Source organism: Xanthomonas sp. MLO165 (genome assembly GCF_018831305.1).
GTDB classification, from domain to species: Bacteria; Pseudomonadota; Gammaproteobacteria; order Xanthomonadales; family Xanthomonadaceae; genus Xanthomonas; species Xanthomonas arboricola.
On the sequence record NZ_CP029263.1, the window covers coordinates 2,334,843 to 2,348,840 of the forward strand.

Here is a 13,998-nt window from a genome sequence, read left to right on the forward strand (position 1 = left end):
TGGGCGGGCAAGGACCAGTCGAGATGGTCGGTGTGCGTAGCTCTTCTCAAAGCAACCAGCAAAATCTCTGGTGCGGTGTCCTCGCCGATTGCGGGACCGTGTGGCGGCATGGATGCTGCCACCGAGCCTGCACGGACGGATTCACGCCGTGTCCCGCGTGCGGCGAGGGCACCGCGCGCTCGACTGACACGGCTTTTGACCTAGATATTTGATCGGTATGCACGCGTCCTAGATGAGGCTTCCGAGCACAGCCGTGCAGTAGCTCTGTTGGGCGCTGTTAGTCATGCCAAGCGACAGAGCCTGCGATACAGGGTGCACGCTGTTGGTGCAAGGCTGCACGAAAGACGGGACTGGTGAGCTGCAATGGCGTGTCGGTAGGCTGTCGCGAAATCGGACGAACTGCATCAAAAACGCTATTTTTCAATGACTTGTATCGTCGCGATGCTCAGGTGAGCAAGTTGGCACGTTGATTGCGTAGTCACTTCGTGCAGGTGCAACGGCGTGCCTGCCACAACACGAACACGATGCAGCGGATCAACGGCGATCCGCACGCATCCAGGACAACGGCGTCCTTCCGGTTTTACCGGAGGGGCGCCGTTTTTTTTTGGCCATCGCATTCGAAGAGGTCTCTATGCAGCGCTCGTTCTGGCGATCCGGGCACACGCCCACCTTGTTCGCATCCTTCCTGTATTTCGACCTGAGCTTCATGGTGTGGTATCTGCTCGGTCCGCTGCAGGTACCGATTGCGCAGTCGCTGGGGCTCGATACGCAGCAGCGTGCCTTGATGGTGGCGGTGCCGATCCTGTGCGGCGCGGTGCTGCGGCTGGTGCTGGGCATGCTGGCCGACCGTATCGGTGCCAAGCGCGCGGGCGTTGTCGCACAAGTTGCGGTGATCGCTTCGTTGTTTGGTGCCTGGCAGTTCGGCGTGCACAGCATGGGGCAGGTGTTGTTGCTGGGCGTGTTGCTCGGCATTGCCGGCGCTTCGTTCGCGGTTGCGCTGCCGCTGGCCTCGCGCTGGTACCCGCCCGAGCATCAGGGCACCGCGATGGGGATTGCCGGGGCGGGCAATTCCGGCACCGTGCTGGCGGCGTTGTTCGCACCGATGCTGGCGTTGGCGTTCGGTTACCAGAACGTGTTCGGACTGGCATGCATTCCGCTGCTGCTGACGCTGGTCGTATTCGCCCTGATTGCGAAAGAAGCGCCAGTACCGGTCGCGCGCAAGCGCTGGTCCGACTATGGCCGCGTGTTGGTGGCTAATTGCGACGCGTGGCGCTTCATGTTTTTCTATTCGGTGACCTTTGGCGGTTTTTCCGGATTTGCCAGTGCATTGCCGGGCTACTTCCACGACCAGTTCGGCTTCGATACGCGCACTGCAGGGTGGGCGACGGCTGCCTGCGTATTGGCGGGTTCGGTGATGCGTCCGTTGGGCGGCGTGATTGCGGACCGCATTGGTGGCACGCGCGCCTTGCTCACCGTCTATCTGCTGGTGGCTGCGCTGGTGGGCATCGCAGGCTTCGGCGCAGGCGGGGCAATGGTGACGCTGGCCTTGTTCGTACTGACCCTGTTGTGTCTGGGTGCCGGCAATGGCGCGGTGTTTCAGCTGGTGCCGCAGCGGTTTGCGCAGGACATCGGCGTGATGACCGGCTTGATCGGCATGGCCGGCGGCATCGGCGGGTTTGCGCTGGCTGCGGGCCTGGGCGTGCTCAAGCAGCACACCGGCAGTTATGCGATGGGCATGTGGTTGTTCGCTGCGTTCGCACTCGGTGGTTGGGCGTTGCTGGCCGGGGTCAAGACACAGTGGCGTAGCGAATGGTCCAGCGCCGGCGCGGCGCGGGTCTGACATGTCGACAGGAATCCAGGCAATGAAGCAACCCAGACTCGTCGTCATCGGCAATGGCATGGCCGGCATCCGCACCGTGGAGGAACTGCTCAAGCTGATGCCGGGCATGTACCAGATCACCGTGTTCGGGGCCGAGCCGCATCCCAACTACAACCGCATCCTGCTGTCGCCGGTGTTGGCCGGCGAGCAGGAGTTCGACGATATCGTGCTCAATCCGTTGCAGTGGTATCAGGACAACGGCATCCGCTTGCATCTGAACAAGGAAGTCACCCGCATCGATCGGGTGCGTCGCCGCGTGATCGCCGCCGATGGCACCGAGGCGGAATACGACCGCTTGTTGATCGCCACCGGTTCGGTGCCGTTCGTGTTGCCGATTCCCGGTAACGAGCTGAAGGGCGTGATCGGCTACCGCGATATCCAGGACACCCGCACGATGATCGAGACCGCGCGCAGCAAGCGGCACGCGGTGGTGATCGGTGGCGGTCTGCTTGGGCTGGAAGCGGCCAATGGCCTGAAGCTGCGCGGGATGGACGTGACCGTGGTGCATCTGGCCGGGTGGTTGCTGGAGCGCCAGCTCGATCCGGTAGCCGGCAATCTGCTGCAGCAGGCCCTGCGCGCGCGCGGGCTGGAGTTCAGGCTGAGCACGGCGACCAGTGCAGTGCTGGGCAATGCGCAGGGCGAGGTGATTGGCGTGAAGTTCGCCGATGGCAGCGAGATCCCGGCCGATCTGGTGGTGATGGCAGCGGGCATCCGCCCGAATACGCGGCTGGCCGAAGAAGCCGGCATCCACTGCGCGCGCGGCATCGTGGTCAACGACAGCCTGCAGAGCTTCGACCCACGCGTGTACGCAGTGGGCGAGTGCGCAAACCATCGTGGCATTGCCTACGGCCTGGTGGCGCCGCTGTTCGAGCAGGCCAAGGTGTGCGCGAATCACCTGGCGCAGTTCGGTATCGGCATCTATCGCGGTTCGGTGGCGTCGACCAAGCTCAAGGTCACCGGGATCGATCTGTTTTCCGCCGGCGATTTCATGGGCGGCGATGGCTGCGAGGAGATCGTGCTGTCCGACCCGGCCGGCGGGGTCTACAAGAAGCTGGTGATCCGCGACGACGTGCTGGTCGGCGCCTGCCTGTACGGCGACACCAGCGATGGTGGCTGGTACTTCAAGCTGCTCAAGGACGGCACGCCGATCCGGGCGCAGCGCGATCAACTGATCTTCGGCGAAAGCGCGCTGGGCGATGCCGGTACCGGCGGACAGGATCGCGCCAGTGCGATGGCCGACAGCGACGAGGTCTGCGGCTGCAACGGCGTGTGCAAGGGCACCATCGTCAAAGCCATCAGCGAGCAGGGGTTGTTCACCGTCGACGAGGTGAAGAAGCACACCAAGGCCGCCAGTTCCTGCGGGTCGTGTACCGGCCTGGTCGAGCAGATCCTGATGAACTGCCTGGGCTCCAACTTCCAGGAAACACCGAAAACCAAGGCGGTCTGCGCCTGCACCGATCTGAGCCATGGCGATGTGCGGCGCGCCATTGCCGAACACAAGCTGCTGACCCATGCGCAGGCCTATGCCTTCATGGAATGGCGCACGCCCAACGGCTGCGCCACCTGCCGGCCGGCGATCAACTACTACATGTTGTCGAGCTGGCCGCATGAGGCCATCGACGATCCGCAATCGCGTTTCATCAACGAGCGTGCGCACGCCAACATCCAGAAGGACGGTACCTTCTCGGTGATTCCGCAGATGAAGGGCGGGGTGACCAATGCCGGCGAGCTGCGCCGTATTGCCGATGTTGCCGACAAATACGCGGTGCCGATGGTCAAGGTGACCGGTGGCCAGCGCATCGACCTGCTCGGGGTCAAGAAGGAAGATCTGGTCGATGTCTGGCGCGATCTGGGCATGCAGTCCGGGCATGCGTACGGCAAGTCGATCCGCACGGTGAAGACCTGCGTGGGCAGCGAGTTCTGCCGCTTCGGCACCCAGAACAGCACGCAGATGGGCATCGACCTGGAAACCATGCTGGCCAATATGTGGAGCCCGCACAAGGTCAAGCTGGCGGTGTCCGGCTGCCCGCGCAATTGCGCCGAATCCGGCATCAAGGACGTGGGCATCATTGCGGTGGATTCGGGGTGGGAGCTGCATGTTGGCGGTAATGGCGGCATCAAGACCGAGGTCGCCCGCTTCCTGGTCAAGGTGAGCACCGCCGAGGAAGTGCGCGAATACACCGGTGCGTTTCTGCAGCTGTATCGCGAGCAGGCGTATTACCTGGATCGCACCGTGCACTACATCGCACGGGTGGGGCTGGATTACATCCGCGCACAAGTGGTGGATGACGCGGCCAACCGGCGTGCCTTGTACGAACGCCTGCTGTACTCGCTGGAAGGCCTGGTCGACCCGTGGAAGGCGCGTATCGCCGGCGAACGGAAGCAGGAGTACCAACCCTTGCGCATCGCCGCGCCGGCCGCAACGGTGGAGGAATGAGCATGCAGCAGACCGCGTGGATTCGCGTGTGTGCGCTGCAGGAGCTGCCTGCATTGGGTGCGCGCGTACTCGAGATCGAGGGCATTGCACCGATCGCCTTGTTCCGCACCGCCAGCGATCAGGTGTTTGCGTTGCGCGACCGTTGCCCGCACAAGGGCGGGCCGTTGTCGCAGGGTATCGTGGCCGGCGACACGGTGACCTGCCCGTTGCATGGCTGGGCGATCGCCTTGCAGAGCGGCCAGGCCTGCGCACCGGATGTGGGCTGCGCGCCGCGTTACCCGGTCAAGGTGGAAGCCGATGCGGTATGGATCGTGTTGCAGCCGGTATCGCTGCCGGATGCAGTCGCCGAGCCGGCCGCATGAGCGACGGCCAGCAGCTACCTTTGATCGCTGCGGCGGTACAGCCGCATACGTCTGCGCCGATGCATCGCATCACCCGGTCGACCTGCTGCTACTGCGGGGTGGGCTGCGGGGTGCTGATCCACAGCGAGCACGACACGCATGGCGAACGCATCGTCGGCATCGAAGGCGACCCGCTGCATCCGGCCAATCATGGCCGGTTGTGCAGCAAGGGCCTGGCCTTACCGCAGACCGCCGCCGGTACGCAGGGGCGCGTGCTCGCGCCGGAGCTGCGTCGTCATCGGCAGGCACCGCGGGCGGCGGTGAGCTGGGATCAGGCGCTCGATCACGTCACCGGCAAGCTGGCGGCGATCGTCGAGGAGCACGGCGCGGACGCGGTGGCGTTCTATCTCTCGGGACAGCTGCTGACCGAGGACTATTACGTCTTCAACAAGCTCGCCAAGGGCCTGCTGGGCACCAACAACATCGACACCAACTCGCGCCTGTGCATGTCCAGCGCGGTCACCGCCTACAAGCTGGCGCTGGGCGCCGATGGCCCGCCCACCTGTTACGAGGATCTGGAGCTGGCACAGACGGTACTGTTTGCCGGCAGCAACATGGCGTATGCGCATCCGGTGCTGTTTCGCCGACTGGAAGAGGCGCGGGCGAAAAATCCCGCCATTCGCTGGATCGTGATCGATCCGCGTCGCACCGACACCGCGGTCATGGCCGACCTGCACCTGGCGATCGAACCCGGGACCGACGTCGCCCTGTTCAACGGCATGCTGCACCACCTGATCTGGGAGGGTCTGGTGGATGCGCGTTTCGTTGCAGCGCACACCGAGGATTTCGACGCCCTCAAGCACATGCTGCGCGAGTACACCCCGCGCATGAGCGCCGAGATCTGCGGTATCTCGCACGAGGACCTGGTGCAGGCGGCCGAGTGGTTTGGACGCAGCCCGGCGGCATTGTCGCTGTACTGCATGGGCCTGAACCAGTCCGTGCAGGGCACCGACAAGAATCTGGCCCTGATCAATCTGCATCTGGCGACGGGGCAGATCGGCAAGCCGGGCGCAGGGCCGTTTTCGCTGACCGGCCAGCCCAATGCGATGGGCGGGCGCGAGGTCGGCGGCATGGCGACGATGCTGGCGGCGCATCGCGAGATCGGCAATGCCGACGATCGTGCGGAACTGGAACGTCTGTGGCAGTTGCCCGCCGGCCGTCTGAGTGCCACGGCCGGTACACCGGCCGTGCAGTTGTTCGAGCGTCTGCGTGCGGGCACGTTGAAGGCGGTGTGGATCGTCTGCACCAACCCCGTGCATTCAATGCCGGAGGTGGATGGCATTCGCGCCGCACTGGAACAGGCCGAACTGGTGATCGTGCAGGACGCGTTTTCCGGCACCGACACCGTGCCGTATGCCGACGTGCTGTTGCCGGCCGCCAGTTGGGGCGAGAAGGACGGCACCGTGACCAATTCCGAGCGCCGCATCACCCGCGTGCGCAAGGCGGTGGACGCGCCGGGCCAGGCGCGCGCGGACTGGTGGATCGCCCGCGAAGTCGCACGCCGGCTCGAAGCGCGTCTGGCACCTGCCAGCGGGGCGGGGCTGTTCGGGTTCGACAGCACCGTGCAGATCTTCGACGAGCATCGCGCGTTGACGGTGGGGCGCGATCTGGACATCGGCGGGCTGGATTACCCGCTGCTGGATGACGCGCCGCAGCAGTGGCCGTTCCCTGCCGGTGCCGCACACGGGCAGGCGCGGCGCTATACCGATGGCGTGTTCGCCACCGGCACCGGGCGCGCGCGCTTTCACGCCACGCCGTATCGCAAGGTGGCCGAGCCGACTTCGGCCCGCTTTCCGATGCGCTTGCTGACCGGCCGCCTGCGCGATCAATGGCATGGCATGTCGCGCAGCGGACGCGTGCCGGCAGCGTTTGCGCATAGCCCCGAACCCGCGTTGCGCATGCATCCGGACGACGCAGCGCGGCGCGGCCTGGTCGCCGGCGAGCTGGTGCAGATCGCCAGCAAGCGCGGTGCGCTGGTGCTGCCGCTGGAACTGTCCGACGAACTGCGCTCGGGCAGCGTGTTCGCCGCGATGCATTGGAGCGGGCAGCACCTGTCCAGCGGCGGCATCAACCAAGTGAGCAGCCCGGCGGTGGATGCGCGCTCGCAGCAGCCCGAGCTCAAGCATGCGGCGGTGCGGGTGGAGAAGGCGGTGTTCGGCTGGCATCTGCTCGCTGCCCGGCGCGGCGATGCGTTGGCCTTGCAACAGGCACTGCAGCCGCTGTTGCGCGATTGCGGCTATGCATCGCTGCGGCTGCATGCCGAGCCGCTGGCCGAGGCCGGCGGGCACTGGGCGGTCCTGCATGCGGCCTGCGAACGCGCGCCGGATGCGCATTGGCTCGATCGCCTGATCGCCGCATTGCAGTTGCCGGCCGGCGCAGACGTGCTGGAGTACCGCGACCTGCGCCGCGGGCTGCTGCGTCGTGTGGGCTGGCGCGTGCAGGACGGCCACAGCCATATCAACGGCCTGCTGCTCAGCGCGGCGCAGCCCAGCGAGGCGAATCAGGCGTTGCTGCACAGCGCATTGGCAGGCCGGCCCTGGCGCGGCCCGCGGCTGGCCGTGTTTGCGCAGACGCAGGGCGCACCCTGCGACCCGATCGTCTGCAGCTGCATGCAGGTGTCGACTGCTGCGATCCATGCCGCCATCGACGACGGCGCCGACCTGCACCAGCTCAAGCAACGCCTGGGCTGCGGCACGGTCTGCGGCTCCTGTGTTCCGCAACTCACCCGGCTGTGCCGGCAACCCCGACACGCCTGAGTGCCTGTCCCGACCTCCACATATTGCGAGACCTGCTCATGTCAGTCATTCCGTCCTGCGCGCGTGATGTGGTGTTGTTGTCCGCCGGCCCCGGCGATCTGGATCTGCTCACCATCAAGGCGGTCAAGGCGCTGGCTGCCGCGCAGGTGCTTCTGCTGGACGATCTGGCCAACCCGCAGATCGTCGAACTCGCACCGCAGGCGCGGGTGATCCGGGTCGGCAAGCGCGGTGGCTGCCGCTCGACGCCGCAGGACTTCATCTGCCGGCTGATGCGGCGCTACGCCTTGCAGGGCTTGCGCGTGGTGCGCGTCAAAGGCGGCGATGCACTGCTGTTCGGGCGCGCGGGCGAGGAGATCAGCTTCTTGCGCCGCGCCGGAGTGGGCGTGCAGATCATCAATGGCGTCAGTGCCGCATTCGCCGCCGCATCCGTGCTGAAAGTGTCGCTGACCCATCGCAGCCATTGCCACGGCATCACCTTCGTCACCGCGCATACGCACGATCACGGCGAGCCGAATTGGGGCGCACTGGCCGCCAGCGGCACCACGCTGGGCATCTACATGGGCCTGCGGCGTGCCGATGCCTTGGCCACCGCGTTGCTGGCGCATCTGCCGGCCAGCACCCCGGCGGCCATCGTGCAGGCCGCCACCCGGCCCGAGCAGCAACGCCGGCTGACCACCCTGGGCGAGCTGGGACTTACCGCCGCCGGCATGCTGCCGGGCTTGCCGACCTTGCTGCTGGTGGGCGCTGCCTTGTCCGAGGCAGCAATGCAGTGCGACGACCGCTTCGGCATGGCGCTGGAGCAGGCAGCGGGGTGAGCGCGATCTGCTGAGCGCCGCGTGCGGCGATCAGCGCACCATCGTCGGCGCGTCTCAACGGGCAACGCGGTGTGCGAAGCACGCCCGTGCGGGTGTCGCTACGTGATGCGCGCGCGCTACAGGCGAGAGATGTAGCCGCATCGCTTGCCGCTTCCGGTTCCGGTTTGCTGGCGCATTGGACAGCAGTGGACAGGGCAGGACAGTGATTGATCAGACCCATGCTGCATGCCCGGTGGAGCGGCGACGGCTGCACAGTCAGTTCGCCGTTATGGCCGCATTGGTAGCGCTACCGATGGATAAAACGCGGACCCTCACGCGGCGCGTGGCAGGAGTGCAAGATTTGCACAGCGAGCGCAGCTGTTTTTTCCTGCATTGTGGCGCTTGGCGCCGTCTCGCATGGCTGCACGGCTTGGCACGATAGTTGCGTTACCCCTCCTACCAGTGGCGTGATCGACGCATCGAGAGGAGGCACAGTGGAAGACGGACAAAGCAGTACTCGTAGCCGGCGCGGTTTTGCCGCATTGGATCCTGAAAAGCGCCGCGTGTTGGCGAGCAGCGGCGGCAAGGCAGCACATGCCAGTGGGAACGCACACGAATTCACCAGCGACGAGGCACGCGAAGCTGGCCGCAAAGGCGGCCAGGCCGTGAGCCGCGATCGCGATCATATGTCGCGGATCGGCAGCAAGGGTGGGCGTTCCAAGCAAGCCAAACCTCAGGAAGAGGCCGTCTAGGCGAGCGTGCGGCGCGCATCCGGCGCGCCGTTCTCGCTGCAGCGGACCGCAGGCCCTGCACGTCACGTGCAGGGCCTGCGGCGTTTTTGCGGACACCTCCGCCGCGTCAGCAGATCGGCCTGAACAATCGATTGCAGTTGTGTGTGTTCTTTGAAGCATCTGCGTCTTGCCTTGCTCGGCTAAGCAGTGGCGCAGAGGTTGATGTGCAATGCATCGTCAGAACCTCGGAAGTTTTTTCACTCGTCCTCGCGCGCACGCGATCGATTGCAGGGAAATATCTGCCCATTCCGCGGCGGGCTTACCCAGGCGACTGCAGGATTTGCATCCATTGCAGAATTTTCGTGATCGGCGGCCCGGCCTCGCTCCCTGGGGATTGATGGAAGGCTCGGGATGCCACCGCATGGCAGCGCGTCTGCGTTGGCCCTTGCGACCGACAAGCATTGCAGCCGTGTCATCGCATACGCAGCGTCAAGCCAACGACCGCCTCGTCACGACATTGCGCCTGCCGAGGGTGACGCGCCCGTTGTCGCGGGACTTGTCGACGCGCAGATTCGAAAAGTCGGCCCTGACCGGACTCGACCTTACGGGCGGTCGCCATCATCGGGTTCGTCGTCGAATGGACCGCCATGCACGGAGCGCTTACGCTGGCCGTCTTTCATTGGACGGCACCGGTAATGACACAGCGCATGGCGTATCCGATCGGCACACCACGGCAGCCCTGGGGCGCAGCAGAGCGCGCCGCATGGCGCGCACGCCAGCTACGTCAGCGCAGTCATGCTGACGATGTGGTGCAAGTGATCGATGCACTGGATGCCAGTTATGAGCGCGTGCATTACGGAACGATCCTGGCGGCATCCGAGCAATACCCGTTGATCGCGCTGCGCAGCGTGGCGTGGGACGCCGCTTTGCCCTGCGCGCTGGTGACCGGTGGCGTGCATGGCTATGAAACCAGCGGCGTGCAGGGCGCGCTGCAGTTTCTGCAGCAACGCGCGGCGGCCTATGCAGGCAAGCTCAATCTGCTGGTGGTGCCTTGCGTCAATCCATGGGGCTACGAGCGGATCCAGCGCTGGAATGCCGATGCCATCGACCCCAATCGTGCGTTTCGGCCGGACAGCCCGGCCGCCGAGTCGGCGGCCTTGATGCAACTGGTCGCCACAGTGGCCGGACAGATGCTGGTGCATATCGATCTGCACGAAACCACCGACAGCGACGAGAGCGAATTTCGTCCGGCCCTGGCCGCACGTGACGGCGTCGATTTCGTGCCCGGCAGCATTCCCGATGGCTTTTACCTGGTGGGCGATAGCGAGGATCCGCAACCGCAGTTTCAGCAGGCAATCATTGCCGCCGTCGCCGAGGTCACCCATATCGCACCTGCCGACGCGAACGGCCAGATCATCGGCGCAGCGGTGGTCGCTCCTGGCGTCATCAACTACCCGGTGCGGCGTCTTGGCCTGTGCGCGGGCGTCACCGACGCGCGCTATCGCACCACTACCGAGGTGTATCCGGACAGCCCGCGCGCAACGCCCGCACAGTGCAACGCCGCGCAGGTGGCTGCGATCTGCGCGGCGCTGGACTACGCGCTCGCCCAGCGCTGACAGCATGGACTGGCGCCAGATCGACGCTGGCGTCGCGGCGATGTCAGCCATCTGCAGCACGGCCCACGCATGCATGCCCTGAGCCACCGCACGGCTAGACTATGCAGTTCTTCAAGCGCATGGACGACCCCGAATGACTCACGATGCGATAGACGGTGCACGCAGACGCCTGCTGGGCGGCGCGATGGGAATGGCCATCAGCGGCGGCGTGCTTGCCAGGCAACCCAAGACGGAGAACACGATGGCGCAGGACACGCAGTGGCAGGACGGCAGCTGGCTCAATCGGCCACGGACCGTCGCAATCAGCGGCGGCACCTTGGACGTGGTTACCGACAAGGCCACCGACTTCTGGCGCAAGACGCATTACGGGTTCACGCGCGATAGCGGGCATTTTCTCGGTATCACCGCCGCAGCGCGCTTCACTGCGCAGTTGCGGGTGCGCGCGCAGTACGAGTCGCTCTACGATCAGGCCGGCATCATGGTGCGCGTGGACGAGCAGCACTGGGTCAAGGCGGGCATCGAGCTTAGCGATGGCCGTGCCATGCTCAGCAGCGTGTTGACCAACCCGGTCTCGGATTGGGCGACCGGCCCTTACGAGGCCGACCCCAAGGATTTCTGGATACGCGCCACCGTTGCCGATGGCGTCCTGCGTCTGCAGGTATCGGCCGATGGCCGGACCTGGCCACTGGTCAGGCTTTGCCCGTTTCCCGTCGCCGACGCGTACCAGGTCGGGCCGATGTGCTGCACGCCGGAGCGTGCCGGGCTGAAGGTGCGGTTTTCCGACTGGACGCTAGGTCCGCCGCTGGACAAGGACCTGCACGATCTGAGTTGATGGCCGCGTGGCAACGCAGCGTGCGCGCTGCGTTGCCACGCACATCACTGCAGGAGGCGAGGGCGGCGTAGTGTGGGTCGATCAAGGACGATGCACGCGCCGACTGCACGCGGGCAGCTCGGATCACGGCAAGCGCTGTTCTGCCACCGCGCTTGCCACATAGGCCGCCACCAGCTCCGCCTCCATCGGCCGGGCCAGCAGATAGCCCTGCGCTTCATCGCATCCCCAACTGCGCAGCAGCGCGATTTCGTCGGCGTGTTCGATGCCTTCTGCAACGGTGCGATATCCCAGCGCGCTGGCCAGGCGTACCACCGCCTCGGCGCGCAGCTGCATGCCGGTCTTGGTGGCGATGCCGGTCACCAGGGAGCGATCGAGCTTGAGCACGTTGACCGGCAGCTCGGTGAGGTAGCCGAAGTTGCTGTAGCCGGTGCCGAAGTCGTCGATGGCGACATTGACTCCGGCGTCACGCAGGGCGCGCAGCCGTGGCACGGCCTCCACATTGCTGCGCAGCCAGCGGCCCTCGGTGATCTCCAGCTCGATGCGCTGGGTGGGGATGGCCAGCTCCCTGCAGCGATGGATGACGTCTGCGGCGAGATTGCGGTTGCCAAAATCGCGCGAAGACAGATTGATCGACATGGAGAAGTCCAGCCCCTGCGCACGCCAGCTGGCCAACTGCACCAATGCGTTTTCGATCACCCAGTTGGTGACGGTGCACATCAAGGCGGTCTTTTCGAACAAGGGGATGAATTCGTCCGGACCGATCGGGCCGAGGCTGGCATGCCGCCAGCGCAACAGTGCCTCGAAGCCGGTCACCGACAAGTCTTCAAGGTTGATCCGTGGCTGGAACACCAGCCGGAAATCGCCTGCTTCCAGCGCCTTTTCGGCATCCAGTGCCAACCGGTACGAACGCTGGATCGCGTCGTCGTGCGAGGCGCTATACCAGCATACGATGGCGTGATTGCTGATCGCATCGCCCAGTGCCACCAGCCCCTTGCGCATGACGTCGTTGGTGTCCGGTTGTTGCGGTGCAAAGCGCACGACGCCAGCGTGAAAGGTCAACGACATCGGGATGCCGGCCGCGTCCATCGGCGCATGCAGCATGTCGCGCAGATCGAGCAACAGGTCTTCCATCTCGTCGGGCGCGGAATTCAACAGAAAAAACGCAAAGCGCATCGGTGCCACGTGATAGACGGTGGCCTTGCCGCGCAGCGCGCGCGTCAGTACATAGCTGGCGTGGCGCACCAGTTCTTCCAGCGGCTGCATGCCCAGTGCCTGACGTGCTTCATTGGCTGCCTGGGTGTCGTAGACCTCGATGAAGGCAGCGATGGTCGGTACGCAGTGGCTGCCGAAGGCGAGGGCATCCAGGTCCGACTGCAACTGGCGTGCATTGAGCAGGCCGCTGTGCGGTTCGCGCCGCCCGGCGCCGAACTGCAGTTCCAGTTGCGCCGCGGCCACATTGGCGAACATCAGCAGCTGTTGGTGTTCCTGGCTGGCCAGGCGACGCTCGCGCGTATCGATCACGCACAAGGTGCCGGAGACGCCGGTCTGCGGTGCACCGACCGGGACGCAGGCAATAAAGCGCGCCGGCAAGCCCGGGAAGGCGGCGTCGCCCAGTTGGATCGGGGCAAGGGCGGCAGGTTCGATCAGTTCCGTGACGCCATTGGGCGCCGCAGACGCATGCCGGCACAATTCAATGGCCTGCTCGACATGGGCGGCACTGATGCCGCGCGCCGCCAGCACGCGCACGCGGCCGCCCTCGACGATGGTTAGTGCGGCCGCAGGCGCAACCAGGGCATGGCACAGCAGACGCGCGATCTGATCGAGCGGCTCCATGCCACCCAGGTCGATCGGCACGCCCGACCAGTCGAACTGCTGTTGCTGCCGTTTGCTGTCCAAAGCGAGCGTCATGTCGTCAGTTTCCGTGTTGAAGATCACACACTGCCTGGCTACTACAAACAAACCGAGGTCGTTGACAGGTGACGATCATCGGGCACTAAAAACTTTTCGAATAAGCCGGCCTCTTCAATAAACTCCATCGCAGGATATCGAGCGCGACAATAAACTGGACGGGCGGAGTGGCTGCACACAAATACCGCAATCAATGAGCGGCGTCGACAGTTGGTGGTGGTCTTAATGGTAAAAGCGGGCTCATTAAATCAAATGACGGCACTGCATTGATCAGGTTTTTACTCCTGCACCGCAACATTCCACACAAAAGTTGTAGTCGAAATGGTTCGGCTCGCTAATGTTCGGGTGGCCGCATCAGATCGCTTTAAATCATTCGGACTCATCCAGCAATATTCCGCTTTACCGCTGAATTATGCCATGTTTTTATTTGAATTCTGCCGCACATGATCTGTGGCGCCTGCCGCATGAGGTAGCGCGATAACGCTGACGGGCACGAGTAAACCAGTCGACAGTTTGGGCGTGTGTCATGGATAGTTTCTTGGTTAGTGATATTCGGCACAGTTTCAGGCATGGCGCTTTCCCTATTAATCTCCCACTATTATTCGCAGGGAATGGTATTAAACGTCCTCATCCGTAGGCGATAC

Annotated in this window: 9 protein-coding genes; 8 read left to right on the top strand and 1 reads right to left on the bottom strand. The window is 64.6% G+C overall.

Annotated elements, in window-relative coordinates:
• The first annotated feature begins 670 nt into the window (after positions 1 to 670).
• The 8 genes from DGN21_RS10060 to DGN21_RS10095 all read left to right on the top strand — a co-directional run bounded on the left by DGN21_RS10060 (position 671) and on the right by DGN21_RS10095 (position 11,446).
• A complete protein-coding gene (locus DGN21_RS10060; RefSeq protein ID WP_184429168.1) occupies positions 671 to 1,840 on the top strand; it encodes a nitrate/nitrite transporter in 1,170 nt (389 codons plus the stop codon).
• Positions 1,841 to 1,898: 58 nt separating this feature from the next.
• The gene (gene nirB / locus DGN21_RS10065; protein WP_228911806.1) at positions 1,899 to 4,316 is read left to right on the top strand and encodes a nitrite reductase large subunit NirB; all 2,418 of its coding nucleotides are present in this window, start codon (positions 1,899 to 1,901) and stop codon (positions 4,314 to 4,316) included.
• Positions 4,313 to 4,678 (top strand): nitrite reductase small subunit NirD, encoded by a 366-nt coding sequence (gene nirD, locus DGN21_RS10070; RefSeq protein WP_081008620.1) that lies wholly within the window; start codon positions 4,313 to 4,315, stop codon positions 4,676 to 4,678. The genes nirB and nirD overlap by 4 nt, the downstream gene beginning before the upstream one ends.
• Complete coding sequence (locus tag DGN21_RS10075; protein WP_184429144.1) at positions 4,675 to 7,473, top strand: nitrate reductase; 2,799 nt, start codon at positions 4,675 to 4,677, stop codon at positions 7,471 to 7,473. The genes nirD and DGN21_RS10075 overlap by 4 nt, the downstream gene beginning before the upstream one ends.
• A gap of 68 nt (positions 7,474 to 7,541) precedes the next feature.
• Positions 7,542 to 8,288, top strand: a complete 747-nt coding sequence (cobA, locus tag DGN21_RS10080; protein WP_184429165.1) for a uroporphyrinogen-III C-methyltransferase — start codon at positions 7,542 to 7,544, stop codon at positions 8,286 to 8,288.
• A gap of 473 nt (positions 8,289 to 8,761) precedes the next feature.
• On the top strand, positions 8,762 to 9,019 hold the full coding sequence (locus DGN21_RS10085; RefSeq protein WP_024940389.1) for a KGG domain-containing protein: 258 nt from the start codon (positions 8,762 to 8,764) through the stop codon (positions 9,017 to 9,019).
• A gap of 674 nt (positions 9,020 to 9,693) precedes the next feature.
• Positions 9,694 to 10,614 carry a M14 family metallocarboxypeptidase gene (locus tag DGN21_RS10090; protein WP_160954732.1) on the top strand — a complete coding sequence of 307 codons (921 nt, stop codon included), beginning with the start codon at positions 9,694 to 9,696 and terminating at the stop codon, positions 10,612 to 10,614.
• A gap of 133 nt (positions 10,615 to 10,747) precedes the next feature.
• Complete coding sequence (locus tag DGN21_RS10095) at positions 10,748 to 11,446, top strand: DUF1349 domain-containing protein (protein WP_160954731.1); 699 nt, start codon at positions 10,748 to 10,750, stop codon at positions 11,444 to 11,446.
• Between the two features lie 123 nt (positions 11,447 to 11,569).
• On the opposite strand, the gene DGN21_RS10100 is transcribed toward DGN21_RS10095, so the two are convergent.
• Positions 11,570 to 13,381, bottom strand: coding sequence for an EAL domain-containing protein (locus DGN21_RS10100; protein ID WP_160954730.1), 1,812 nt, complete (start codon positions 13,379 to 13,381; stop codon positions 11,570 to 11,572).
• Between the last annotated feature and the right edge of the window lie 617 nt (positions 13,382 to 13,998).

What these genes read in the sequence shown, in the direction of transcription:
- nirB (WP_228911806.1), top strand. Translation starts at nt 1,899, where the DNA reads ATGGCCGGCATCCGCACCGTGGAGGAACTGCTCAAGCTGATGCCGGGC.
- nirD (WP_081008620.1), top strand. Translation starts at nt 4,313, where the DNA reads ATGAGCATGCAGCAGACCGCGTGGATTCGCGTGTGTGCGCTGCAGGAG.
- DGN21_RS10090 (WP_160954732.1), top strand. Translation starts at nt 9,694, where the DNA reads ATGACACAGCGCATGGCGTATCCGATCGGCACACCACGGCAGCCCTGG.
- DGN21_RS10095 (WP_160954731.1), top strand. Translation starts at nt 10,748, where the DNA reads ATGACTCACGATGCGATAGACGGTGCACGCAGACGCCTGCTGGGCGGC.
- DGN21_RS10075 (WP_184429144.1), top strand. Translation starts at nt 4,675, where the DNA reads ATGAGCGACGGCCAGCAGCTACCTTTGATCGCTGCGGCGGTACAGCCG.